The 23,790-nt window shown below is 49.6% G+C and carries 21 protein-coding genes; 1 reads left to right on the top strand and 20 read right to left on the bottom strand.

What is annotated here, in order from left to right:
* Nucleotides 1-44: 44 nt before the first annotated feature.
* From B5E64_RS05750 to B5E64_RS17985, 17 genes are all read right to left on the bottom strand, one after another.
* A complete protein-coding gene (locus tag B5E64_RS05750; protein ID WP_087167582.1) occupies nucleotides 45-5,336 on the bottom strand; it encodes an Ig-like domain-containing protein in 5,292 nt (1,763 codons plus the stop codon).
* An 84-nt stretch (nucleotides 5,337-5,420) separates the two neighbouring features.
* On the bottom strand, nucleotides 5,421-5,594 hold the full coding sequence (locus B5E64_RS05745) for a CopG family transcriptional regulator (protein ID WP_087167581.1): 174 nt from the start codon (nucleotides 5,592-5,594) through the stop codon (nucleotides 5,421-5,423).
* A 332-nt stretch (nucleotides 5,595-5,926) separates the two neighbouring features.
* Nucleotides 5,927-6,352, bottom strand: a complete 426-nt coding sequence (locus B5E64_RS05740) for a hypothetical protein (protein ID WP_087167580.1) — start codon at nucleotides 6,350-6,352, stop codon at nucleotides 5,927-5,929.
* A 161-nt stretch (nucleotides 6,353-6,513) separates the two neighbouring features.
* Nucleotides 6,514-7,071, bottom strand: a complete 558-nt coding sequence (locus B5E64_RS05735; RefSeq protein ID WP_087167579.1) for a PIN domain-containing protein — start codon at nucleotides 7,069-7,071, stop codon at nucleotides 6,514-6,516.
* The gene (locus B5E64_RS05730) at nucleotides 7,071-7,412 is read right to left on the bottom strand and encodes an STAS-like domain-containing protein (protein ID WP_087167578.1); all 342 of its coding nucleotides are present in this window, start codon (nucleotides 7,410-7,412) and stop codon (nucleotides 7,071-7,073) included. Before B5E64_RS05730 ends, B5E64_RS05735 begins: the two co-directional genes overlap by 1 nt.
* A 13-nt stretch (nucleotides 7,413-7,425) precedes the next feature.
* Nucleotides 7,426-8,322, bottom strand: coding sequence for an STAS domain-containing protein (locus tag B5E64_RS05725; protein WP_087167577.1), 897 nt, complete (start codon nucleotides 8,320-8,322; stop codon nucleotides 7,426-7,428).
* A gap of 191 nt (nucleotides 8,323-8,513) precedes the next feature.
* The gene (locus tag B5E64_RS05720; protein ID WP_087167576.1) at nucleotides 8,514-15,611 is read right to left on the bottom strand and encodes an InlB B-repeat-containing protein; all 7,098 of its coding nucleotides are present in this window, start codon (nucleotides 15,609-15,611) and stop codon (nucleotides 8,514-8,516) included.
* 253 nt (nucleotides 15,612-15,864) lie between these two features.
* Entirely contained in the window at nucleotides 15,865-16,455 is a 591-nt protein-coding gene (locus B5E64_RS05715) for a hypothetical protein (protein ID WP_087167575.1), read from the bottom strand.
* Nucleotides 16,456-16,466: 11 nt separating this feature from the next.
* On the bottom strand, nucleotides 16,467-16,802 hold the full coding sequence (locus B5E64_RS05710) for a hypothetical protein (protein WP_087167574.1): 336 nt from the start codon (nucleotides 16,800-16,802) through the stop codon (nucleotides 16,467-16,469).
* Between the two features lie 14 nt (nucleotides 16,803-16,816).
* Nucleotides 16,817-17,272 (bottom strand): bacterial Ig-like domain-containing protein, encoded by a 456-nt coding sequence (locus B5E64_RS05705; protein WP_087167573.1) that lies wholly within the window; start codon nucleotides 17,270-17,272, stop codon nucleotides 16,817-16,819.
* 13 nt (nucleotides 17,273-17,285) lie between these two features.
* Nucleotides 17,286-17,432 (bottom strand): hypothetical protein, encoded by a 147-nt coding sequence (locus tag B5E64_RS17990; protein ID WP_162610141.1) that lies wholly within the window; start codon nucleotides 17,430-17,432, stop codon nucleotides 17,286-17,288.
* Nucleotides 17,433-17,570: 138 nt separating this feature from the next.
* Nucleotides 17,571-19,103, bottom strand: a complete 1,533-nt coding sequence (locus B5E64_RS05700; RefSeq protein ID WP_087167572.1) for a hypothetical protein — start codon at nucleotides 19,101-19,103, stop codon at nucleotides 17,571-17,573.
* Between the two features lie 3 nt (nucleotides 19,104-19,106).
* Entirely contained in the window at nucleotides 19,107-20,153 is a 1,047-nt protein-coding gene (locus tag B5E64_RS05695) for an ATPase, T2SS/T4P/T4SS family (RefSeq protein WP_087167571.1), read from the bottom strand.
* A 145-nt stretch (nucleotides 20,154-20,298) separates the two neighbouring features.
* The gene (locus tag B5E64_RS05690; protein ID WP_087167570.1) at nucleotides 20,299-20,508 is read right to left on the bottom strand and encodes a hypothetical protein; all 210 of its coding nucleotides are present in this window, start codon (nucleotides 20,506-20,508) and stop codon (nucleotides 20,299-20,301) included.
* Between the two features lie 88 nt (nucleotides 20,509-20,596).
* Nucleotides 20,597-20,776, bottom strand: a complete 180-nt coding sequence (locus tag B5E64_RS05685) for a hypothetical protein (RefSeq protein ID WP_087167569.1) — start codon at nucleotides 20,774-20,776, stop codon at nucleotides 20,597-20,599.
* 78 nt (nucleotides 20,777-20,854) lie between these two features.
* Nucleotides 20,855-21,034 carry a hypothetical protein gene (locus B5E64_RS05680; RefSeq protein WP_087167568.1) on the bottom strand — a complete coding sequence of 60 codons (180 nt, stop codon included), beginning with the start codon at nucleotides 21,032-21,034 and terminating at the stop codon, nucleotides 20,855-20,857.
* 369 nt (nucleotides 21,035-21,403) lie between these two features.
* Nucleotides 21,404-21,643 (bottom strand): hypothetical protein, encoded by a 240-nt coding sequence (locus B5E64_RS17985; RefSeq protein WP_162610140.1) that lies wholly within the window; start codon nucleotides 21,641-21,643, stop codon nucleotides 21,404-21,406.
* Between the two features lie 324 nt (nucleotides 21,644-21,967).
* Between B5E64_RS17985 and B5E64_RS17980 the strand changes: the two genes are divergently transcribed.
* Nucleotides 21,968-22,480, top strand: a complete 513-nt coding sequence (locus tag B5E64_RS17980) for a Uma2 family endonuclease (RefSeq protein ID WP_162610139.1) — start codon at nucleotides 21,968-21,970, stop codon at nucleotides 22,478-22,480.
* Nucleotides 22,481-22,535: 55 nt separating this feature from the next.
* On the opposite strand, the gene B5E64_RS05670 is transcribed toward B5E64_RS17980, so the two are convergent.
* Genes B5E64_RS05670 through B5E64_RS05660 form a run of 3 tightly spaced genes read right to left on the bottom strand, consistent with a single transcriptional unit; the run spans nucleotide 22,536 to nucleotide 23,718 of the window.
* Nucleotides 22,536-22,928 (bottom strand): hypothetical protein, encoded by a 393-nt coding sequence (locus B5E64_RS05670; protein WP_087167566.1) that lies wholly within the window; start codon nucleotides 22,926-22,928, stop codon nucleotides 22,536-22,538.
* A gap of 20 nt (nucleotides 22,929-22,948) precedes the next feature.
* Entirely contained in the window at nucleotides 22,949-23,182 is a 234-nt protein-coding gene (locus B5E64_RS05665; RefSeq protein WP_087167565.1) for a hypothetical protein, read from the bottom strand.
* On the bottom strand, nucleotides 23,152-23,718 hold the full coding sequence (locus B5E64_RS05660) for a hypothetical protein (protein WP_140398832.1): 567 nt from the start codon (nucleotides 23,716-23,718) through the stop codon (nucleotides 23,152-23,154). The genes B5E64_RS05665 and B5E64_RS05660 overlap by 31 nt, the downstream gene beginning before the upstream one ends.
* Nucleotides 23,719-23,790: the final 72 nt, after the last annotated feature.

The raw sequence follows: 23,790 nt of genomic DNA, 5'->3' as shown, positions 1-23,790 counted from the left end.
TTCTGGCAAGCCCCTGCACGTCCGGCAGGGGCCTATCCTGTAACTTATTTCTTTCTTCTTCTGAGTTTTGCAATCACGCCGCCTGAGAGTGCTGTGAGGGATGCCCACAGTCCCATCATGGCCGGATCACCTGTCTTGACGGTATCCTTACCGTCCTCGGTAGAAGCGCTGTCCTTATCTGCATCCTGGGAATCCGTGCCGGAACCTTTGTCCGTGTTGGAATCCTTGCCTGCATCGGAACCTTTGTCTGTATCGGAACCTTTGTCCGTATCAGATCCGTTGTCTGTGTCAGAGCCATTGTCTGCATCGTTTCCGTTATCTGTATCGGATCCGTTGCCCGTATCGGAGCCATCGCCCGTCTGGTCATTGCCGCCATTGTCCTGTCCGGAGTCTGTATTGCCATCGTCCGGTTTCTGGTTGTCGCCATTATCCGGTTTCTGCTCATTGTCTCCGCCGTCAGGTTTCTGGTCTTCCCCGCCGTCCGGCTTCTGATCTTCGCCACTATCCGGTTTTTCTTCGTCTCCGGAATCTGGTTTCTGATCGTTGTCTCCGCTATCCGGCTTCTGATCTTCCCCACCGTCCGGTTTCTGATCGTTGCCATCGTCCGGCTTCTGGTCTTCTCCACCGTCCGGTTTTTCTTCGTCGCCGCCGTCTGGTTTCTGATTATCCCCGTCATCCGGTTTCTGTTCCTCGTTACCGCCCTGGTTTCCATCGTCCGGGTCTGTCGGTTTCTCCGGATCTTCCGGTGTTACCGGCGGTACGTCCGGGTCTTCCGGTCCGTCCGGATCCTGCGGTGCAGTAACGGTTACGATGCAGCTTACGGATTTTTCTCCGGCAGATGCTGTGATGTTTACCGTACCTTCTTTTAATGCATGGATCGTTCCATCTGCATCAACAGTAGCAATGGATGTGTCGGAGGAAGCATACGTTACTTTTGCTTCTGTTCCATCACTGTTTGTCGCTTTTGCAGTCACTTTTCCGGTATTTCCTTCTTCCAGTGTCAGTTTATCTTTGTCGATGGTAAGATCGGTTACTACCACTTCTTTTTTCTTTACTGTTACAACACAGCTTGCGCTCTTATCCTGTGCAGATGCAGTAATTGTAGCAGTTCCCTCGCCAATCGCTTTGATATTACCAAAGGAATCGACCTGGACAATGCTCGGATCGCTAGATGACCAATTCACGGATACTACGTCTCCGCCAGACTGTTTTACAGTTGCTTTCAATTTCGCAAGATCGCCAACCGTTAAGTCCATAGACTGATGATCCAGTGTCACACTTTCCACTATTGTGGCTTTTGCGTATACTACCACGCGGATTGATGCGCTCTTTCCTGCAACAGTTGCTGTGATAATTGTAACGCCTTCGCCGTGTGCGGTAAGTGTTCCATCGCCCTCAGCAGTAGCCACATTCGGATTGCTGGAAGTCCATGTGATTGTACGATCCACTGTTGTGTTCTCTGGTGCATAGTATACTGTCAGCTTATCCGTTTCTCCCTCTGTCATTTGAACCATATTCCGATCGCCAAAATTGATTGCATCTAACGGAATTTCCGGTTTTGTGACAGTAACAGTACATGACGCTGTTTTTCCGTCTACTGTCGCTGTGATTACCGCACTTCCTTCGGATCTTCCAAATACTTTTCCGGTTCCATCGACAAATGCAACCTCTGGATTGGAAGAAGTCCATTCTGCTGTCCGGTCTACTGTTGTATTGTCCGGATTGTAGATGACATTCAGAGTTGCATCTGCATCTACATCCAAGTTCAGCGTTGTCTGATCCAGAGAAATGCTGTCAAGCGGCACCTCTTTCTGAGTTACAACAACATCACGGGAGTCAGTCAGGCCGGATTCGTGTGTTACTGTAATAGTAGCCTCTCCGGCTTTCTTTGCTGTGATTTTTCCATTTTCATCAACAGATGCTACATTAGGATTGCTGGAAGTCCATGTTACATCTTTATTGTCTGTTGTATCTTCCGGATAGTAGGTTACATCAAGGTCTACCTCCTGTCCTTCCTCTAAATAGTAAGTATAAATATCTCCGTCAATAGACAGACCCAGCAGAGGATTTTTCACTGTTACTTTACAGGTTGCTTCAAAGCCGTTGCATTCTGCCTTGATGGTTGCAGTTCCTGCGCCTACAGCCATTAAGAAACCGTTTTCATTTACTGTTACGGCTTTCTCATTGGATGAACTCCAAGTTACGGCTGTATTGTCTGTCGTATCTGTTGGTTTCCAGATTGCGTTCAGGAAATGAGTATCGTTCAGATTCATTGTAAGCTCAGTCTCTTCCAGTTCAAATCCTGTCATCGGTACTTTTACAGTAACATTACAGAACACCTGGAATCCATTGCAGTAACCCATGATCTGTGCATCTCCATTTCCTACAGCTGTAACAGTACCGTCTTTAGAAACAGTGACTGCATTTGTGTTGCTAGAAGACCACTCTACTGTCGTATCATCAGTCGTATCGGCTGGAGTGATTGTCACTTTCAGTTTTTCGGAATCCCCTTTATTGAGGGTCAATTCTTTATGATTGATCGTCATGCCTGTCATTGGAACTTTGACAGTTACCTCACAAGTAGCTTTCGTGTTGTTCGCACCATTTGCAGTAATTGTTGCTGTTCCGGCTCCAACAGCTTTCACGTTTCCATTCTGATCCACAGTTGCTACTTTTTCATCGGAAGACTTCCAAGATACGTCCTTGCTGTCTGTCGTATTGTCTGGGTTGTAGCTAACTGTAAGGCTCTGTGACTCTCCACGGTTTAATGTCAGTTCCTTCTGATCCAGGGTAATGCTTTCCAGCGGCAGGCGGACTGTTACTTTCACCGATGCAGTCTGGCTGCCCATAGTCACATCAATGGTAGTTGTTCCGAAACCGACTGCCTTAATTTTTCCGTTTTCAACGGTTGCAACATTTTCATCATTGGATTTCCATGTCATCTGTTCCGTTGCATAATACGGCTCGTAGGAGGTCTGGATGGTTGTCTCTTCGCCCGGCTTTAAGGAAACGGATTCCTGATCTACAGAAAGGCTGGTAGCCGGAATGGTTTCCACGACTGCTTCCACGTTTCCATAGAGTCTTCCGTTGGAATTTAATTCATCCGCAAAGGCCTGGTTGTTGACACAGACAGTAATCTTTTCCGCGCCGTCTGATACAAACAACGGACTGGAATCTTCTGTATTTAAAGTGCTGTCCCCTACATACACTTTGATCGGTTTTGCAGGGTCATAAACCGTACCTGCTCTTAACTGCACGCCAGCCGGGATCACCAGTGTTTCCAGATTTTGTGTTTTATGGAATGCATAGGCGTCAAATCCCTTGACATCCTCGGAAAGGATGAAAGTATCCCCTGCTTTGTTTGCTGGGTACTTAGAGATTACAGACCCGCCGGTTCCTTTGTATCCGTAAAGCACACCATCTTTAGAGAACAGAGTGTCAGAATTGGATACATGGAACGCTTTCAAAGATGGGAGATCCGTCAATACTTTCCCTCCAAAAGCAGTCGGGGTTCCTTCGATATAGACCTCTTCCAGGTCCGGGCAATGGCTGAAGCTTTCAGCTGAGTATCGGCAGCTTGCTTTAATGGTTAACTTTTTCAAGCCATAGCAATCCCTTACTACCACATCGCCCATTTCTTCTATTCCTGAACCAATTACCAGTTCTTCTAATCCGGTTGTAGATGCAACAGCGCCAAGTTCTAGCGTTTTAACGGAATCAGCTATTGTTATTTTCTTAATCGTTTTGATATAGTCCATAGCTATGCCTAACACCTTCGTAACTGAATCTGGTGTAGTGTATTCTTCCATGTCCGCGCTTGCCGGGAGCGTAATCAACTCTGTCATCTCCTTATTATAAAGGACTCCATCTACCGACTTGTAATTCGGATTACCTTCCGCAACATCAATTCGTTTTAAATCTTTTGCGGAAAAGGCATCATATTCCTTCAAGGTGGATGGCAAAGTGATTGTTTCCAATCCATAATTATGGTTAGAAGTTGATGCACCGCCATTTAAGTGCTGTCTGAACGCTTCAACACCTTCTTCGATAACCAGATGTTTGATAGATCCAAGTGGAACTTTAAATGTAGCCTGAACTGCTTTTACCTTAAAATCCCTGCCCTTGATATGCACAGCTGCCGGAATAGTAAGGGTATCGCTCTTTCCAGCAAAAGCACCTGTCACTTCTACTTCGTTTTCCCCGGTAACGACATACTGAATGTAGTCTTTTTCCAGTTCGTCCCCAACCTGCACTTCCTGTTCAGCTTCGCTTCTCAGGCGGATGTTGCCGTCTTCCAGGACAAATATCGGGTTGTCTTCTGAAAGGATGAATTTATCAATTCTCTGTCCGTATCGGTCATCATAGAACGGTTTGATACAAACGTCCCCATTGGCATCTGTTTCTGTTTCCTGGCCAAAGATATGGTTCAGGGATGCCGGAAGACTCAAAGTATCTAATCGGAACTGATACAGGGCAACATTCAGATCTTCTACTCCTTCTCCAATTGTCAGGTTCTGCGTATGCCATACAACCGCAACCGACACATCACTGACTTTGGATACCTGATACGTGTTGCCTTTATACGTCACCTTGCCGGAGATCGTCATGTTCGCCGGCGCCTGGTCTGGTTTGTCCGCAATCATTTCATACAGCTCCACCTTCCCGTCCGCAATGACCTTGTATTTCATGGTATGCTGCTGGTCTGCCACTTCAAAGGTTTCCCCTACCTGGAGGACCGGTCCTTTTTCTTCGTCTGTGTTGCCGTTATCTGTTTCCGTATCTCCCTCTTCCGGGATTGGCACACAGTTTCCGTTTTCATCGAACATCCATCCTTCGTCCGGCACAACTGTTCCGTCCGGCAGTTCTGTCCAGTGCTGTTCGTCATCTTCGGCAGATTCCCCGGATTCCGTATTATTCTGAACCGCAACAGTATTATTTGCTGCTGCTTTATCTGTTGTTGCGGCTGTGCTGTTTGCTGTTGTTGTTTTGTCAGCTGTTGTAGCTGCTGCAGTTTCTTCCTTCTTCTCTGCTGTCTCTGTGGACGCAGAAGCGTTCTGGGCAGAATCGGAAGTTTCATTTTTATTGGAAGCTGTAGCTTCTGGCGCTGTCTCCTGTGTTGTTGTTTCTTCCTTATTAGAAGATGCCGCTGTTTCTGTTGCTTCCGCTGTTACTTCCTGTACCGCTTCTTTTGTCTGTGCTACCGGATCCGCAGCTGCTTCCTGGACTGCCTGAACGGTTGCTGTGGTACCTACCTGATCTGCCGCACCAGCTGTCATAACATTTCCGGATACGACGGTTGCGCTTAACATCAGTGCCAAAACCTGTTTCTTTTTCATAATGTTGTTTCTCCTTTTCTGTTTGCTGTTTCGTTGTTGATGTTAGTATATCAATTCGGGAAAATTTCCCGGAATTTGCATACGTTATTCGATGACGAGGTTATCTAAGGCAAATTGGAGGGCCATGACCATCAGTTCGTTCCTGGAGCGGTTTGTCTGCTTTGCCAGATCATCGTATTCCGACAGCAAAATGCTGTCCAACCGGACGGTGACTGTTTCTGTAGAATCTCCAAGTTTTTTTACAATGAATTTCTCCATGCTCTGCCCTCCCTTATATAAAAAACAATTTAGGACATTGTTTCCAGTAATTTCCATGCGATATTATTTTATCACTCGGATAGCAGGGATAATATCACACATAACGCTGTAATTTTGTGTTCGTTTTTGATGTCGCTTTGTGTTTTTCTGCTGTCTGGAATTATCATAACAGGAACGAGGAAACGGCGTGAATTTGCATACGTAATCCCTTATGTAACAATAATTAATACAATATTTATCGTGAGCATTGTTTATCTATATTGTTTTGTTCCAAAGTGAATCTATATAAAAACGATCCGCCTCGTCCAATTCGAAGCGGATCGTTTTATTTCTCAAATAATGGAATGATACTCTCTCATTTTGCCGGATGCCTGACTATCCCAATATGCCTCACACCAACAGCTGCCATCATGCATTGTGTGGCAACACAGATCCAGCCCATACGCAAGGAGCTTTTTCTTAATCCATTCCGGCAAGTCACAGGTTCCGCTGCTCAGAAGATAGCAGTGCATATCTCCGATTCTGCTCGATTCCTCGATTTTTTCAACACACCGCTGGTACAGTGCTTTCTCTGTGTCGTACTGCAGCGCATGGATGTTCCGTTTGAAGTCTCCTGTTTGTTTTTTCTTCTCCAGTTCTGCATCCTTGCCCTTTCGTGAGTCCAACCATTTCCGGATCTGGTACCCAGCAATTCCTCCAACTGTTGCAAACGGTAATACTTTGCATGCCTTCCAAATGATTCTCATTTTTCGTTCCATTTTCATTTCCTCCTGTATTCTGTATTTATATAGAATATAGGAGAAACGGAATCGCTTTGTACATATAAAAAGGAGACCGCTTTCACGGTCTCCTCTGTCAATCCTTTGACTTTATTTAATTAAAGCTAAAATTTCTAAGGCATCTGCTTCGTGATTGATTCTCACGAAAACATAAGTAAAGTTTTGTTATTGGTTATAATTTTTACATCCGAACTATAATTCGCAAAATCCCTGTCGTCTGTAATTAGCATAGCATGGTTTTGACTGGCAATTTCAAGCAATAAAGAATCATTAAAATCATACGAAAATCCATATCTGAATATTTGGTCATTCTGCATTTTACTAAATCCATCGTCTATGAATGTATAATTGGGAATAATATCAAAATTTATAATATCCAATATAGCCGTCATAGAATTTCTATAATCATCTGTATTCCGGTAGTCTTTCTTAAAATCAAACTCCCTGTTGTCTTCGGAATCTTTGTATAAGGCAAATTGAAACCGTATACATCTATTAATAAATTCCGAAATTTGAATAGAAGAAATAAATAACTTTGATTTTGCAGCTAAAAGTGCTGCATATAAATTTTCATATGGCATAACATTCTTATCATTCATTGCAGGATAAAGAATTTTGATAAGAATATTGGTATCCAACATAAAAATATCTGTCTGCTTTGGAACGACGCTGGAAATAGGTAGTTTCTGACTTGACATTAACCGATCACGTCCTTCACTGTTGTAGTATATCTTTCTTTATTACTATAATACTTCTTTGCGTTGTCAATTACGATTTTTAGAGTGGATTGTTTTGCATCTGGAAAGTTTTCTACATGTAAGTAACTACTGATAATCTCAGGAGAAAAAGATCCATAAAGTTGTCCAATTGCAGTATTTAAAAACGGAGAAATCATACTCTCTACATTTTCAAAATCCAAAGTAACTCCTTCTTCTCTACTCATAGAATCGGTAATAATAGAATATATCTTTTCGCCTTGTTCTTGCGTTAGCGCTGAAGGAGAACCTATAACCTCAGCAACATCAATAATTTTACTCATCAAACCTACCTCCTTATAAGAATAAATCCAATTCCTTTTCACTGGTTAAGCAGTAACTAGAATCGTCAGCTATATTAAAAGCCATTGTTACAATAGTGCCAGAAAAAGCAAAATCTAAATATCTGCACCGAACTCCTCGATTAGTCTGTTCGAAAGTTTCGTTACCAGAAACAATAAACAGCTCTCCCTTGTTCATCTTTATGAAGTCAGACAAAAGATATAGACCTAACCCTCCTGGACTTCCTGTCTGGCGAGTGGAATTTCCCGATTGAACTGCCCATTTAACTGCAAAATCATTCAATGGTAGATGCTGATTAGTGAAAAAACGTGTAACATTATAAGGAATCGTTTCTCCAGCGTCAGCTACAGTAAAATATAGAAGCTTTTTCTTCGGGAAATATTGTCCGCAAGTGTATAAATACTCCGCATTCGTATGTTCTTTTACATTATTAAATATTTCCAATACATTATCAATCATGCACTCTTTTACGCCTGAAGACATTCTTGGAATGTCTGAACGGTTAAAAAGACTGATAGTAATATACTTTTCAAATTCATCAATCTGTAATACGCTAAATATTTTATATGGAATTGAAGTATTATATCTGTCCGGTAACGGCTCCAAAGAAAAATGTTTGCTGAATCCGTTTACCCTTATAATGGATGAGAGCTTATTATTCATTCCAGAGATCGCTATCTTCTTGTTTCTATTTTTACGTTGAAACTCTGACAATATACATCCTAAGACAGCAAACTGATTAGAAGAAATAAAAGTAACTCCTGTAAAATCTAAAAGCAAATAATTGCCAGAAAAGGAATTTATTTCTTTCGACAGTCGAGCAAGCTCATTATGTGAGCTATGTGAAGTTTGCAGGTTTTTCATATAAATGAATTTATAATCATTATTCATATATTTCTACGCAAGATATCCTACTTATTGTCCATAAAATGTATGGGATAGATTTCCAGCCTATCTTTCCTTTCCATGACAGTATATCACAAATGATTCTTTATTTCTATTATCTTTTTCGGAACCGGGTTCCGTTTTTTACACACAAAAAGGAGGCCGCTTTCACGGCCTCCTCTGTCAATCCTTTGACCTTATTCGATGTTAAACTTCTCAGCAAACTTGTCCAGTGCGTCTGCTTCCTGGCTGTTGCCGACTCCGTGCTCGTCTACAAACTCACGCATCTCTTCAATGTCGTCCAGTGTGTAGCTGTATACCGTTCCGCTGGTCTTCTGGAAGGTTTCCTGAATCAGATCCCGGTAGTCTTCTTCCGTGTACCACTTGGAATCCACGTTCAGACCGCCGTTTTTATTTGCCTGGTCCTTCTCTTCTTGGGTCATGGTATCCGGGTTGCAGTCCTTGTTCTTGTTGTAGTTCTTCTCATCAATAAAGCGGACATTCTTCGCTTTCTCGACTTCCGGGATCTCCCCGTCTTTTACAACGTAAACCGTGATCTGCTTGGTTGTCTCTTTTCCCTTTCCGCCAGGTCCCATGCTGTCCTGGACATGAAGAGTGACTTTCCGGTATCCGGACTCCTCGAAGTGTTTGAACTCGTCCGCATTGAAATCCAGAAGGGTCAGCCTGTTCGTCAGGTCGTTTTCTTCGTTGTCCCATGCAAATGTTTTCCGGGTTCCGTCCACGTTGGTATCGTTCAGGAGCGCATTGGCTGTGATCTTTCCGGCTTTCGCCTCATCCAGTGTAAAGTACCGGTCTTCCGATGTAATGGTCGGGAACTCATTGTACCGTACTTCAATCTGTGCGGTTGCCGTGGTCACGTTGCCCACACTGTCCGTTACCTGGTAGGTGACTGTGTGGACTGCCTTTTTGTCTTCTTTTGCCAGCTGCAGGAACCAGGTATCGAGGTTTTCACTTGCCGGCATGCCGTTGGTCCAGGTTCTCTGGTAGGCTGGCTGTTTCGTTCCGTCTACCACTTTTCCTGCTGAGTAGGCGATCTTGGTGATGATGATCTTATTGGTCAGACTTCCATCCACATCATCGCTTGCCGTGATGCCTTCCAGCAGGTCATCCCGTGTGACCGTAGTGCCTTCGTAGTACCATACTCCCGCTTTACCAGTGGTATCGATCGTTGGCGCCTCATCCCAGGTCGCATTCAGAGGCGCTTCCTCAATGGATGCTGCCTTGGTATCTGCTGAAGCTGTCATGGTCCGGACAGCCATCCTGGATTTTGCCTTCTGGGCTTTCGCATAGTCACGGATATCTTCCAGATCTTCCCATGTAATGATATTCACATTGGATTCTCTATAAGCAGTTTCCTTTGCGTTTACTTTTGTACGTTTATCCCATCCTATGTACGTTGCCCGATTCTTTTTATAGGCGGTATATCCGGCATTCTTCTTTACCGTATAACCGCCGGCTTTCCGTACCTGAGATTCCGTTACAACTTCGGATTTCTGGGAACCGGATGTTGCGCCATTGCCTAAGTAAACCACCCGGATCTGCTCATCCCAGATGGCGTAGACCTTGATAACATCCCCGTTCTTATCGGTAAGGTTGGTTACCTTATCGCCCGGCTTGTAGCTGGTACCGGAGCCGTCCGGCTTCGTGTTCCACTCCACAAACACATGGGATTCCCAGGTATATCCGTTCTCTGCCACCGTTCCCGGCGTATCGTAAGTCAGGCTGGTATTCGGTGTAGATCCACCTGTTGCACCATTGCCGTCATAGCTGATCTCGTACTTGATTGGTGTCCATTTTGCCGTTACCGTCTTGTTTCCGGTGGTCCGTGTAGACAGCTTGCTGTACAGATCCGATGCGCTCGTAAAGGAAGCGGTTGCACCAGGGTTGATGCCCGTTACCTTCTTGCCGTCCATGTACCATCCGCTGAAGGTGTAGCCTTTTCTGGTCGGGTTCTTGAACGTCACGCCATAGAGGACGTTATAAGTGGACGGGTTTCCGGAATGGGTGCCGCCTGCCAGATCGTAAGTGATCTTGTAGGTGGTCGGGTAATAATCATACTCAAAGGATCCAGCCTTTGCCTGCTGTGTTACAGATGTACCCATTGCATAGCTCTTCCAGGATCCGGAAATATAGCTTGTTCCAAAGCTCGTATTCAGATAGAAGCCGTTCGGAATAGTCGTCTTCCTGCTGGAATCCATGACGTATTTGCTTGCATAATCTGCTTTGAAGTTGGTATCGGTCAGCTTGAACATCGTCTTGTTACTGTTATTGCCTTCGCTGTTCTTGAAACCGCCTGCCCAATGAGAAATCGTATTGGTATACGTATTGATCTTCCACTGTGCATACAGAGTGATCGTTGCTCCATTCACAGATGTCAGGTTTTTCACGGACTGTCCATTCGTGTATTTCACACTTCCGGATGCTGTTGTGGACCACCCAATAAAGGTATATCCGGTGCGGGTATATCCGTTGGCAGTCAGGTTTTTCGCCACATCGTAGGTATGGCTGCTGCTTGCAGTGGATCCGCCTGTCGCTCCGTTACCATTGTAGACTACGGTGTAAGTAATCGGTGTCCATTTTGCATACAGGTTCACCGTTCCGCCGTTGACAGAAGTCAGGTTCTTCACGGACTGTCCGTTTTTATAAACCACGCTGCCGCCGGAAGAAGTTGCCCACCCTGCAAAGGTGTAACCGGTCTTCGTAAAGCCGTTTGCCGTCAGGTTCTTCGCTACGTCATAAGTATGGCTGCTGCTTGCAGTGGATCCGCCTGTTGCGCCGTTGCCGTTGTAGACTACCTTGTAGGTGTTCGGCGTCCACTTCGCATACAGGTTGACTTTCGCACCGTTGGTTGTGGTCAGGTTCTTGACGCTCTGCATATTGGAATATACGACACTGCCAGTTGCGGAAGTTGCCCAACCGCCAAAGTGGTATCCCGTCTTGCTGAAGCCGTTTGCTGTCAGGTTCTTGGCTACATCGTAAGTATGACTGCTGCTTGCAGTAGATCCTCCCGTTGCACCGTTGCCGTTATAGATGACGGTATAGCCGATTGGACTCCACTTCGCATACAGGGTCACGGTTCCGTTATGGGTAGCGGTCAGGTTCTTGACGCTCTGGCCGTTGGAATATACGACACTTCCGTTTGCACTGGTTGCCCAGCCCTGGAAGATGTATCCGGTCTTCGCAAAGCCGTTGGCTGTCAGGTTTTTGGCTACATCATAGGTATGAGTGCTGGTTGCGGTTGATCCGCCCGTTGCTCCATTGCCGTTATACACTACTTTATAAGTGTTCGGTGTCCACTTCGCATACAGAGTTACTGTTCCGCCATTTACAGAAGTCAGGTTTTTCACGCTCTGCTTATCTGAATATACGACGCTGCCGGATGCCGATGTTGCCCATCCAGCAAACCGATAACCGGTTTTTGTAAAGCCGTTGGCTGTCAGGTTTTTGGCTACATCGTAAGTATGAGTACTGGTTGCAGTAGATCCGCCCGTTGCACCGTTGCCATTGTACACTACCTTATAGGTATTTGGCGTCCACTGTGCATAGATTGTCAGCGCCTTATTTAAAAGCACAGTCTGTCCCTTGCTGTAGGATGTTCCGCTTCCGGAAGCTGCTGTGTTCCAGTTTTTGAATGTATATCCAGTCAAAGTCGGTGTCAAACTGGAAAGTGTCGTGTTCTCGTTCCAGTAGGAAAAGCCATTGGACGGCATATTGGATACGGATCCAGATGCACTGCTTGGTTTATTCGCTACATAGTTCAGGTTATAGCGTGTACTGATTACCAGGTCACTGTCTGCCACAGAAGACGAAGACGCATGCTTATTTCCCGGACGAATAATATAGGATCCGTTAGCTGCCAGCTGGAATTTTTCAGCGCCGGAGCTGTAGGCAAATTCTGTCGTAGCAAGCTTCGTACCATAAGCTACTCTGGCAAGGACACGTCCGTTATAGTAATCCTGCGGCGTAAACTTCGCCACCAGGCCGGATGTCTTCGTCAGTGCAGCATTAATATCTACCCGTTTCCCTGTCGGAAGATAGATATCGGATGTAGCATCCATGGCAAGGGCACCATTCAGATACATGGTTCCTGCCTGGTACGCACCGCCGCCCTTCTGGGATGCTGTGTTGTTCGTAAACGTAACACCGGAAAGAGTCGTCGTTCCCCAGTTGCAAACACCGCCGCCAAGAGTAGAAGTATTGCCGGAGAAGGAACCTCCGGTAATCTTTGCTGTTGTGCCGGATGCAATGTAGGCACCTCCACCGCCGATGCTTCCCGTATTCTTGTTGCTCTGAACCGTGTTGGATGTCATGTTCACAGATCCCTTTTTGGTATCGAAGTAGAATCCACCGCCGGCACGAGTTGCAGAGTTACCGGAAACAGTATTGCTACTGTAATTTGCTGTATACGAAACGGTTTCGGCCGGATCATACATGGAAATTGCCCCACCGATGGCAGCAGTGTTCCCAGTAAAGGTACAACCGCTAATGGTTCCACCCAGACGCATACGGATCGCTCCGCCATGTCCGTAGTATCCGAACTGCTGTTCCGACCAGGAATCGTTCACCTGTTTATTGTTGGTAAAGGTAGACCCGCTGATGGATACGGCCATGTGCGAACTGATTGCCCCGCCACCGCAGGATCTTTCCTTACTGTTCGCTATTGAGGAATCCGCATCATATCCGGCAGCCGTTGCGGTATTGTTCTGAAACTTACAGTTTTTAATCGTAATTGTATATCCCGTCTGGGTTTTTCCATCCGGCCCCGCAAATACTGCTCCTCCAAATGAGCCGGTATTTCCGCTGAATGTAACATTAGAAATCGACGGGCTGTTATGTGCTCCTGTAAAGATGGCTCCGCCGTTCCCCGCAAACGGACTAAAATCGGTACTATCCATGGACAAGCCCAATTTACGGCCTTCCACCCAGCCATTAATGGTTGAGTTGTTGGTAAAGGATCCGCCGGTGATATTCAGGGAACCATTGTAGCCGCTTACGCCAGCTGCGTTATAGATTCCCGCCCCATAGTGAGCCTTGTTCCCGCTAATGGTACCGCCTGTCATGGTCAGTTTCCCGCCATTAAAGATCGTTCCCAGCATCCAAGTATAGTTATTGGAAATGGTGCCAGAAGATATGTTCAGTGTCCCTTTGTTGTAGATACCGGAACCATTATAATGCTTTGCTTTTGTAAATCCGTCTCCTGTCGTCCTCGGTGTATCGGAAAGATACCCTCGTTCTCCTCCTGTGATGGTTCCGCCCTGGATGTAGGTGGTACCCAGGTTCAGGACAGAAGTACTGTAGGAGTTGGACAGGGTTGCTCCGGACTTCAGATAGAAGATTGACCCGGACTTTACATCCACCGTCGGCTGGTTGCCGTTGTTGGCGTTGATGGTCAGGGTATTGGAGCTTCCGCCCAGTGTCAGGGTCTTTCCAGACTGTACTTCGAACACACTGTCATTTTTGTTGCTGTTGGTGACCGTATAGTTTCCACCGTAGGAATAGATCGTGATATTCTTGTTGATCACAATCCCGGAGGTGGAATGGCTGGCAATGACACCAATGGTCTGTCCGGCACTGGCCGCATTGACTGCTTCCTGGATGGAGCAGTAGGTTGCGCCGGTATTGATGTTCCTTGCCACCACCGGCACCAGGCGGATCTGGATGGCCTGGACGGCCTTGCTTTCGCCAGTCGTTCCGGCAGTAGCGCCGTTTTCCACCCAGTTCATCCAGCCGATATCTTCCACGTGGGCACGATACTGGATATGGTATTGGTTTGCAATGGCTCCCGTCAATTTGATCTGAATGGCCTCCATCCGCTTGCTCTGGCCGGTCGTTCCACCGGTTGCCCCGTTGCTCACCCAGCCAATCCAGCCCTTAGTCTGCACGTGCGCACGGTACTGGATGCCGGATCCGGACGGGAATCCGCTTCCCTTGATCTGGATGGCCTGCATGCTCAGGTTCTGGCCAGTCGTTCCGCCAGTTGCTCCGTTGCTCACCCAGCCAAGCCAGCCCTTCTGGTCTACATGGGCCTGGTAGGTGACGCCTACGCTTGCACGTGGTGCCGCTGCTGCTGCCTTTGCTGCTTTTGCAGGGGCGCTCTTCTTTGGGGTTTCAGTCTTTGCCGGTTCTTCTTTGCTTTCTGCGTCAGCTTCCGGCTCTTCGGTTGCTGTCTCCTGCGAGTCGAAGCCGTAGACCTCTTCCAGGTAGGACTTGAAATTTTCCAGCTGTTTTTGGGCGGTGTCCTTTTTGGTGTCCACGTCGTCCAGGTTCTGCCGGATCGTTGTGAAGTCCTTGCTGGCGCTCAGTTCCGCTAAGTATTCCATGTAGGATGCATGGTCTTTGATGCCCTGCTCCTTCCTGGTTTCCTTACCTACTGCCGCTTCCAGGTACTGGGATGCGCCCTCCGTGCGGTAGTCCGCTGCGGCTTTGGCGTCCCGGCCCAGGACCGTTCCGGCAACCGTCCAGTACACGTCTGCATATTCCTGGAACTTCACCGTATCCGCCTGTTTCGTCCGCAGTGCTTCCGAAAGGACGGATGCGTAGGACAGCTCTGCTGCTTCCAGGTACTGGTAGGCCTCCCGGTCTTCCAGCTCCCCAAAGTAAACGGCTGCTTTCTCTGCCCCCATGGCCGCAAACACGGCAATCGTGGATGCCTTGCTGACATCCGCAAAGGACGTTTCGCCAAAGTCCAGAAGCATGGCCTGTGCCGCTGCCTCCCGGTCTTCTTTTCCCGTGCTTTCCAGCTTATCCAGCCAGTTTAAGCGGTTGTTGACCTGAAACTCCGGCGCTTTCTCGTCCAGGTAGGTTGCATAGTCCGAAAGGCTTGCAAGCCCTTCTGCTTCCCAGTCCACTACCGTGTCATGTTCCGCAAACCATGCGCCGGTATCTGCCAGCGCCTGTTCCCGGTCTTCCCCGGAGAGCGCTTCCCGCTCCTCGATGGCATTTAATGCGTTGATATAAGGTGTTAAGGATTGACGATGATCGGACAAGGCAGAATCCCTCAAGTACAGGTATTTGGCGGCAAGCACCGCCTCATAGGCCGTCAGGTCATCGAGTTCCTCAAACTTCAGCTGTTCCAGTGACTGGTTTGGATCCTTTGGATCCAGTATCTTCGCCAGTTTCGACCCATCCCCTTTGGGAAGTTCCGTTATGCCGGACGCCTCCGTGGATGTGCCCCCGCCGGTAATGTCTGCGGCGGTGACGTAGCCCATCGGGATGGAACATACCATGACAGCCGCAAGGGATCCCGCAAGGAATCGTTTCCATGTTCGTCTCATAGTCAATTTTACCTCCTTATGGTTCGGCAGTTTCCCGTCTTTCGACAGGCTTCAAATCGGGCTGCCGTCGCCCTACTGTATTCAGTTGTCTTGAAAGGACGGTTATCTGTCCAAGGGTACCTCCTCCTTCCTTGTTTGCCCTTTCAGGCTCCGTCACTAATATGAAAGATCGGCCGCCCCTTTCATTCCGGCAAAAAAAACAGCCCGGCAGGATGTTGCCTGCAGGACTGCTTCTTTTCATTTTTTTCGTATCTTAAGATACGGCTTCCAGCGTCAGGTTCTTCGTGACGGCAAGGGTGGCGATATTGGAAGCGGTATACACGGTGCCGCTGTCCTTGTCCTTCCACTTCGTCACGCCGGTGCCCTGTGGGAGCAGCGCCCCGGACAGGAAATCCCCGCCGTGGACCTGGATCTGTTTCACCACGTTCCCGCTTTTCTGGAACGTCACGCTGTAGTACACGTCGTCCTCGTTGGTGTAGTCGTCCAGCACGACGGTCTTCCGTGCGGTGACCTTCCCGGGCACGAACAGCTGGGTATAGGTCTCCGTGACCTCTGCGTCCAGGATGCCCTTCTCCGTGTCCACGCTGTACACTTCCACGTCATACTCCGAGTCGGAGTTCATCCGCACCAGGGCGTTCTGGATCACGTCGGAAACGAAGGCTTCTTTATCTTCCATTTCGTAGTCCTTCGACATGGTGAGGATCTCCATGGACTGCACCATGGCAGCGCCCAGGGTACTGTCCAGCTCGTTCTGGCGCATGGTCCGACCTTCCGCCGTGCTGATGGCCATGCCCGCAAGCAGGAGGATGATGATACTGCAAAAGCCGATGACTGCGTTCTTCATGCGTCCCCCTCCTATCTAGCATAGCCCACGATCTCATGGTCCATGACCATGTTGAGGATCGGGATGCTGTAGTTGTAGTCCAGTGTCACTTTCGCATAGCTTTCGCCTGTGCTGTCGCTGGTCTTCTTTTCAATCTTCAGTTCATTGTAATTGTTCTCCAGCGCTTTTGCCTGTTCTTCCGCAATCACGCTGTCCGCAAAATCGGAATTCTCCAGTTCCTGCACCACGGACGCATGGTAGTTCTGCGCCCGCTGGGTGTTTAAGGACGCCGTGATGTACGACGTGCCAAGCACCGCCATAAAGGTCAGCACCAGGATTCCGATCATGGTTTCGATTGCACCTTTCATCGCAAAACCCTCCTTTAATCTGCCACGAACGTGGCGGTCTTCTCCGACCGGTTGACCACGGTCTTATAGGTCTCCTGGGCGCTGTAGGTGACTTTATAGTTCCCCTTCTTCGCCTGGATGATGCCGTTTGCCGGCACGGAAAGCTGGGATCCGTCCGGCTGGATGATCTTCTCGATCTTTACCGTCATGGCATCCCCGTCCGCATCCACGGCGGACACGAAGGACGCCCCCTTCAGGTTGTAGCTGTTCCCGGCTTTCAGCTTCACTTTCTTTACCGTGATCACCGGGGCCTTCCTGGCGGCAATGTCGTCCACCAGCACCCCGCTGTCCTCCTTCCCGGCGGTTGCCACCGGTTCCGGGATATAGGAGCGGAAGGACCCGCCCCCTGCCGACAGGAGGAATACCACCAGGCCGGTGACGCAGAGGGCAATCAGGATCACTTTGGCGTATTGGCCTAAAAATGCTTTCATGTGTGTCTCCTTCCTACGGCATGGAGGCGGTCAAGAGGTCCCGCACGCCGTCATAGATCGGGTTCCCCGGCGTGAACATGGCAAACAGGAGTCCCACGATAATCAGGGCAGTAATGACTGCTGCAATGATCCCGCCGTATTCTTCTAAGATTTCTTTCATGTACGCAGCCCCCTTTAAATGTTACATATCTGGACTAGCGCCAGTGTAAAGGCAGCAATGATGCCAAGCCCTACCAGGGCAATGGCCACGATGCCCCCGTATTCTTCCAGAAATTCACTCATACAACCGCCTCCTTGTCTACATACTGATCTGGCCCAGGATATAGCCCATGACCAGGAACAGGTCTACCAGCATCTTGATGATACCTGTTAGCATCGGCAGCAGCATGGCAAAGCTGATGCCTGCCAGGTTGTCTTCCATGCGCATCCGGTCCGCCTTGTCCATGATCTGGATGTTCCGTTCCACCAGCCCCTGGATCTGTTCCTGGGCGTCATCGGAACCGAACTCCGACATGGCATAGAGCATTTTCATGGCGGTCAGGATGTCCGCACTGTTCAACTTCCGGAAGAAGCCGATGTACGGTTCCAGTTCGTTCGGGTGCTTCTCCAGGTTGTCCTGGAGTTTCACCAGCTCCTCCCGGAGGATCTCCGGCGCATCCATCATGGTCTTTGCGATGGACACATGGACGTTATCCGTCTGCAGCTGCAGCGCCAGGGCCATGAGCCAGTCCGGGAAGGTCTTTTCCACTTCCCGCTTCACACGCTTGAAGCAGGCCTTGTACTTTCGTCCCGGCTGGGTAACCAGGATCCCTGCAAACAGCGCCAGGGCTACGGCCGGTTGGATACCCAGGGCAAAGTAGGCTGCCACGGCACCCACGGCACAGATCCCGGCTGCGATCTTGTACTGCCCGGTTTTCTGCTTGTCGTGCATGACCAGGTTGTAGGCACGCTCCACCTCGGAGAACGGCAGGTCCATGTCCGCTTCCAGGAGGCTCTTGGCGAGGGCTTTCTGGACAAAGTACCAGATCAGCATATTCAGGGCAAAGGTTGCCGTTGCCGCCAGCTGGGACGGCCACTGGCTGTTGATGCCAAACTCCGACGGCACCATGTAAGTGCTCATGGCAACGACGATCATGGAGAGGCCGATGCCGATGGTGACGTTGATCCGGACTTTCTGTTTCTCCTGGACAAATTCCTGGATCCGGTTCACCCACAGGTTCCGGTCCTGGAGCATGATGTCGATGGATTCCTTGACCGTACCGCCGCTGTTCTCCACCCGTACCAGGAACTCATGGACCTTGTACAGACGCTTGCAGCCGTACTCCTCTTCGATAAAGGCGAAGGCTTCCTTATATAAGTCCTCCTCAAAGTGCCCTTCCCGAATGTAGGCGATGGCCTTCTGGATGGCCTGGTACAAATGCCCGTCTTTGCGGTCCTCGAACAGGACAACCGTGTCTTCCAGGGACGACAGGATCTTTGGCTGCCGCTTGAAGGAGTACAGGAGCTGTTCGATGTAGGCCGCAATGTCCTCAAACTTCTTCTTTTCGTACAGGTTTTTGAACTGCAGGTAGAAGGCCATCGGGAGTCCCAGGGTCTCCAGGGCAATGAGGGCCAGGGCATACGGCCACTGGAGCTTGAACACGAAGATCAGGACGATCATGCCCACATAGCAGATGGCAAGGAACTTTAAGTAGTTGAGGGCGGAAAACTCACCCACGTCCATCTGCTTAATCTCCTTTTTCAGGGCAATGGGATTGAGTACCTGGTAGAATTTCAGGCCCTTATTCTTCCTTGCCCGTTTCGGCTTCTGTTTCTTTTGTCTCTTTGCCATGGCTTATGCTCTCCTTTCCGTGAACGGGTCATTGACGCCGTTCCACTGGAATTTCTTCCTGACGTTTTCCGGCAGGTCCTTGGACACCAGCTTCCCGCCTTCCACTACCAGACTGTAGGTGTTCTCGTCCCCTACCCGGTCGAAGAAGCAGATCTGGTCCACCACCCTCTGGATCTTCCCGTTTATCAGTTTCTTCCGGAGCAGGATCCCTACATTAATGAAACTGTAGATATCGTTCTCCAGACGGGACGCCGCATAGGCATCCTGCATCATGTTGGCCACACGGTCCGGGATCTTCCGGGTATCGTCCGTGTGGAGGGTGGTCAGCCCGTGGAGACCGGTGGAGAAGCATTCCAGGAGGTATTTGACTTCCACGGAACGTGCTTCCGAGAGGAGCACCCACTGCGGGTTCTGCCGGAGGGCGGTCTTGATGGCCTTTGTGTACGAGAACAGCTCCTCGTCTACCTTCAGTTCCACACAGTTGGCCCCCGGGTTGATATCCTTATAGTGGATCTCCAGGTTGTCTTCAATGGTCATGACTTTTTCATAAATTGGGATGTACTGGGTCAGGTACTTCAAAAGTTCCGTCTTCCCGGCACCCGGTGTCCCGCAGAACACCATGTTCATCTTTGCGTCAATGCAGTGCTTCAGGAGGTTTAAGATCTCCTTTGTACAGTACCCGGTTTTCAGCATTTCCTCGTCATTGAGCCGCATAACCGGCGGCGTCTTACGGATGGAGATGGAATAGCCGGTATTCGTAACACTGTGATGGATGATGGAAATTCGCAGCTCGTCCGTTTCTGCTTCCACGACGTTGTGGTACTTGTTCAGCTGGTCGCTCACCACGTTGGCAATCCTTGTGCTGAACTGGTTGACGAACTCCTGTGTCAGCTGCACGTCCGTCTTGTAGATGCCCTTCGTCAGGTGTTCCACCCAGACATCCGTGCCGTTGAAGTTGATATCCGTAATCTGATCGTCCTCGATATACGGAAGGAGCGGGCCAAAGCTGCTGTCCTTAAATTCCCATTCGGAACCAAATACTTTTGCCATAATTTTCCTTATTACACTTTTCAAGTGTTCTCCTTTCTTCCATATTTGCAAACAATATGGCAGATTCCCTGCCCTTATGGAACAAAAAAGAGGGCCGAAGCCCCCTCATGTGCATACCAGATTATGGTAACTCCGGATCCGGTACTTACGGTTCTGGTGGTTCCGGTGTTTCCGGCCCTAAGTCCGGTCCTGTATCGGACCCGTTGGAATCCCCCAGTGCGTCCGTCAGCCTGTCCACCGCCGATGTGATTCCGTTCCGGATGCTTGTTCCAAGTGGCGTCGCTGCCACAACGATAATCATGATGATGATCGCTGCCACCACGATGATCCCGTATTCTTCCAAAAATGTTTTCATATATACTGTCTCCTGATTCTAGTTGTTTTTCGTTTTTGGAAATGCCCGGGCTGTGACCACCCGGGCAGGTATTTTGACGCTGTGCCTATTACGGTGTTACGCCGTTGTCAGCGCCGTTCGATGCATCCAGTGCTGCTGTCAGTCTGTCTACTGCAGATACGATACCTGCACGGATACTTGTTCCAAGTGGTGTTGCTGCTACAACGATGATCATGATGATGATCGCAGCCACAACCACAACACCGTATTCTTCGAGGAATGTTTTCATTGGCTTGTTCTCCTTTTTCTTTTATTTATTTTGTGCCCGGGCTGCGGCCCCGGGCCGGCCGCCTGTTCTCGCAGGAACTTACGGTGTAACGCTTGTGTTTCCGCCGTTTGAGTTGTTGAGTGCTGTAGTAAGTCTGCTTACTGCGGATACGATTCCGTCACGGATGGATGTTCCGAGTGGTGTTGCTGCTACAACGATGATCATGATGATGATCGCTGCCACAACAACAACGCCGTATTCTTCAAGGAATGTTTTCATGGGCTTGTTTCTCCTTTCTCAGTTTTTTTTGCCGGCGGCAGGTTTGGTATCCGCCGCCGCTTTGAATATGGAAGATCGGTCAGCCCCTCCGATTTCGGGATGGGAACCTGCCATGCCTGGGATTTGCGGACGTACCTGAAATGCCCGAACTCCTGTAACCCGGACCGAACCTGTCAGTTTCAGTACAACAAAATGAGGTTCCTGGTTCCCCGGTCCTGGTCCTTTCCCGGCATTATGCCTGCCGGATACCCGGAAGGCTTTTGTTCCCGTCCCCGGGGCGGCTGCCCTGCCGCTTTTCCTGCGGCAGTTCCAATATGGAAGATCACTCCGCCCTTCCGTTTTTGTCCGGAGGGTGCGTCCCCAGGGAGGCTACTTCCCGCCCATGCGTTCATGGAGATACTGCTCTTTGTCAAATACGGTTCCGTTCGCTTCCGCTTCCTGTTCCGCCTGGTCCATCTGCTTTTTCAGTGCCTTCGCCCGGCTGACTACCTGTACGTAGCTCAAACCGGTCTGCTTCATGATCCTGCGGATTTCCTGGAGGGAAAATGTTTCCCCGTTCCTTACCCTGCGTTCCACTTCGTCCCGCAGCCCGTAAGCGTCGATTGCCATTGGCCATGCCTCCTTTCCCCATGGGCTTCCCCTGCCCCGGCTGACCCTAATATGGAAGAACGGAAAGCCCGTCCACTTTTGGCCTGGATTTCCCGTCCCCTTTCGTTTCTTTCCCCTGTGGGGGCCCCGGCACTTCCGGGTTTTTTTTACGTCTGCCATCTTGCAGGGCAGGCTTCCGTTTGCTATACTGAAGGTGTCCTTTTCATAAGAAAGGTTTCAAAAGGCTGTTTCCCGGAAAGGGGGACAGCTTTTTTTCGGAACCTGGTTCCGAATTTTCATTTCTGTAAAATTTGTTATTTTATTAATAAAGGAGAATGGATTGATATGTCAGAACGAAATGCCAGCGATCCGTCCGGATCAGAAAACGTAGCGTTTTACCAGAAGGTACTGGATGGATTTGCACAGACCATAAAGGAGACCCTCCGGCATATATCCACAAACAGCCAGGTCTTCCAGGGAATCCCGGTCCACCTGAAAAAAGAAACGGTATGTCCGGATCTTGTGGTCTGCCCGCCGGGGCAGGTGACGGATGCCGAATGCAATGGCGTCCCGGACTGGATCCTGGAGATCGTCTCCCCGGGCGCTGAGACAAAGCACGTCAACCTTTATGTCGGTGCCGGGGTTAAGGAATACTGGATTGTGGAACCGGAAGCCGGGCAGGTCATCACCTACTGCGCCAACCAGGACCACTTCCACACCCACCTCTACCGGTTCGGGGACGTGATCCCGGCCCATGCCATCCCCGGTGTTTCCGTGGATACCTCCCGGGCTGCCGCTGCCTGCAGGGCACGCCGGGTGGTTCCGCCATCCACGGATCCCGCCGACTGGATCTGTTAAAAAAAACAAGACAGCTGCCTTCCTGGATGCCGGGAAAGCGGCTGTCTTTTTGTGTCTATAATACGAGGATCCCCACTGCCAGCACGGCATAGAACGCCAGCACTGCCGGGATCATGGCACGGGCAAAATTGACCCGGATGGGATATTTCGTATGCCCGGAAGCCCACTCAAAGAGGACCACCAGGTTGGCCGCCGGCACCAAAAGGAGCAGTACCGTGCCCACCCAGCCCAGGAAAGACGGGAACACCCCTTCCTCCTCTTCCGGATCCCGGAGCCATTCTTCCGTCTCCTCCATCCCTTCAGCAGCCTCCTCTTCCGCTGCCAGGGCGTCCGCCCCTTCCGGGGCTTCTGTCAGTGCTTCTTCTTTGGCTTCTTCCTGCGGTTCTTCCCGCTGTCCCCCTGTTCTCTCTTTCTGCATTTCTTCCTGTGTTGCTTTTACTTCTTCCATATCCATCGCTCCTCTCTCTGTTATGCCCCAAACCAGGCCAGTACCAGGAACAGGAACATTGGCAGTGCCGCCAGGATCCAGACGGTGTACATGACCGCTGCCACTGCCCGGACGTACCGGTAATGGGGCTTCTCTTCGTCCGTGAAGACGATTTTATATAAGTAGAAAATATTCAGGACCGGCATCCCCGCCAGGAAGATCACCCCCAGCCACTGCCGGGTGCTTAGTCCGCTGTCTGTCCGCTGCTGCTGCATGGTGCGTCCACCTCGCTTCCCTTTTGCTCTTTTTCCAGGGCTGCCAGCCGCTTTGCCCGGTGCGCCTGTCCGATCTTTTCCAGGATCGGATCCAGGAACCGGAACAGGATCCATACCTGCATCAGGAGGTTGGCAATATTGGTCACACGGCACGGGTACACGGCCGTGGCAAGGCCGACCGCAACGGCACAGGCCGCATAGGCCAGGAAGGGCTTATTGAAATGTCCCAGCATGGTGCGCTGGGTATCCAAGAGGAAGATGTACAGCACCACCTGCCCGAACAGCAGTAAAAACGGGGATTCCGTAAACTGCCGAAGGGCCAGCCATGCAAGGGAGGCCAGGCACAACACCAGGGATACGGGACGTACCCGCCCGGTCTTCCAATAGGCTTTGATAAACCCTGTCACATAGGTCACGCCGAACAGGGCGATGGATGCCCAGTTCAGGGCAGGCAGCCAGATACCGGCAATGATACATACAAACCCGAAGATCAGCGCATACTTTTCGATCTTTCCCAACAATACTTTCTTGTCCACAATCATTCTCCTTTCTGTCTCGTCCCCTCCAATATGGGATTTTCTCCCGCCGGACGAAATCCGCCCCGGGAT

The organism is Drancourtella sp. An12 (genome assembly GCF_002160935.1).
In the GTDB taxonomy this organism is placed as follows: Bacteria; Bacillota; Clostridia; order Lachnospirales; family Lachnospiraceae; genus Sellimonas; species Sellimonas catena.
Note: the sequence above shows the minus strand (reverse complement) of the source record. Positions and strands in the feature narration are given on the sequence as shown.

Excerpts from the sequence above, each read along its gene's own strand:
- B5E64_RS05715 (WP_087167575.1), bottom strand. The coding sequence starts at position 16,455 with ATGAAGAACGCAGTCATCGGCTTTTGCAGTATCATCATCCTCCTGCTT.
- B5E64_RS05720 (WP_087167576.1), bottom strand. The coding sequence starts at position 15,611 with ATGAGACGAACATGGAAACGATTCCTTGCGGGATCCCTTGCGGCTGTC.
- B5E64_RS05740 (WP_087167580.1), bottom strand. The coding sequence starts at position 6,352 with ATGGAACGAAAAATGAGAATCATTTGGAAGGCATGCAAAGTATTACCG.
- B5E64_RS05680 (WP_087167568.1), bottom strand. The coding sequence starts at position 21,034 with ATGAAAACATTCCTTGAAGAATACGGCGTTGTTGTTGTGGCAGCGATC.
- B5E64_RS05735 (WP_087167579.1), bottom strand. The coding sequence starts at position 7,071 with ATGTCAAGTCAGAAACTACCTATTTCCAGCGTCGTTCCAAAGCAGACA.
- B5E64_RS05725 (WP_087167577.1), bottom strand. The coding sequence starts at position 8,322 with ATGAATAATGATTATAAATTCATTTATATGAAAAACCTGCAAACTTCA.
- B5E64_RS05730 (WP_087167578.1), bottom strand. The coding sequence starts at position 7,412 with ATGAGTAAAATTATTGATGTTGCTGAGGTTATAGGTTCTCCTTCAGCG.
- B5E64_RS05710 (WP_087167574.1), bottom strand. The coding sequence starts at position 16,802 with ATGAAAGGTGCAATCGAAACCATGATCGGAATCCTGGTGCTGACCTTT.
- B5E64_RS05685 (WP_087167569.1), bottom strand. The coding sequence starts at position 20,776 with ATGAAAACATTCCTCGAAGAATACGGTGTTGTGGTTGTGGCTGCGATC.
- B5E64_RS05750 (WP_087167582.1), bottom strand. The coding sequence starts at position 5,336 with ATGAAAAAGAAACAGGTTTTGGCACTGATGTTAAGCGCAACCGTCGTA.
- B5E64_RS05665 (WP_087167565.1), bottom strand. The coding sequence starts at position 23,182 with ATGCAGCAGCAGCGGACAGACAGCGGACTAAGCACCCGGCAGTGGCTG.
- B5E64_RS05700 (WP_087167572.1), bottom strand. The coding sequence starts at position 19,103 with ATGGCAAAGAGACAAAAGAAACAGAAGCCGAAACGGGCAAGGAAGAAT.
- B5E64_RS17980 (WP_162610139.1), top strand. The coding sequence starts at position 21,968 with ATGTCAGAACGAAATGCCAGCGATCCGTCCGGATCAGAAAACGTAGCG.
- B5E64_RS05670 (WP_087167566.1), bottom strand. The coding sequence starts at position 22,928 with ATGGAAGAAGTAAAAGCAACACAGGAAGAAATGCAGAAAGAGAGAACA.
- B5E64_RS05690 (WP_087167570.1), bottom strand. The coding sequence starts at position 20,508 with ATGAAAACATTTTTGGAAGAATACGGGATCATCGTGGTGGCAGCGATC.
- B5E64_RS17990 (WP_162610141.1), bottom strand. The coding sequence starts at position 17,432 with ATGAAAGAAATCTTAGAAGAATACGGCGGGATCATTGCAGCAGTCATT.
- B5E64_RS05745 (WP_087167581.1), bottom strand. The coding sequence starts at position 5,594 with ATGGAGAAATTCATTGTAAAAAAACTTGGAGATTCTACAGAAACAGTC.
- B5E64_RS17985 (WP_162610140.1), bottom strand. The coding sequence starts at position 21,643 with ATGGCAATCGACGCTTACGGGCTGCGGGACGAAGTGGAACGCAGGGTA.
- B5E64_RS05705 (WP_087167573.1), bottom strand. The coding sequence starts at position 17,272 with ATGAAAGCATTTTTAGGCCAATACGCCAAAGTGATCCTGATTGCCCTC.
- B5E64_RS05695 (WP_087167571.1), bottom strand. The coding sequence starts at position 20,153 with ATGGCAAAAGTATTTGGTTCCGAATGGGAATTTAAGGACAGCAGCTTT.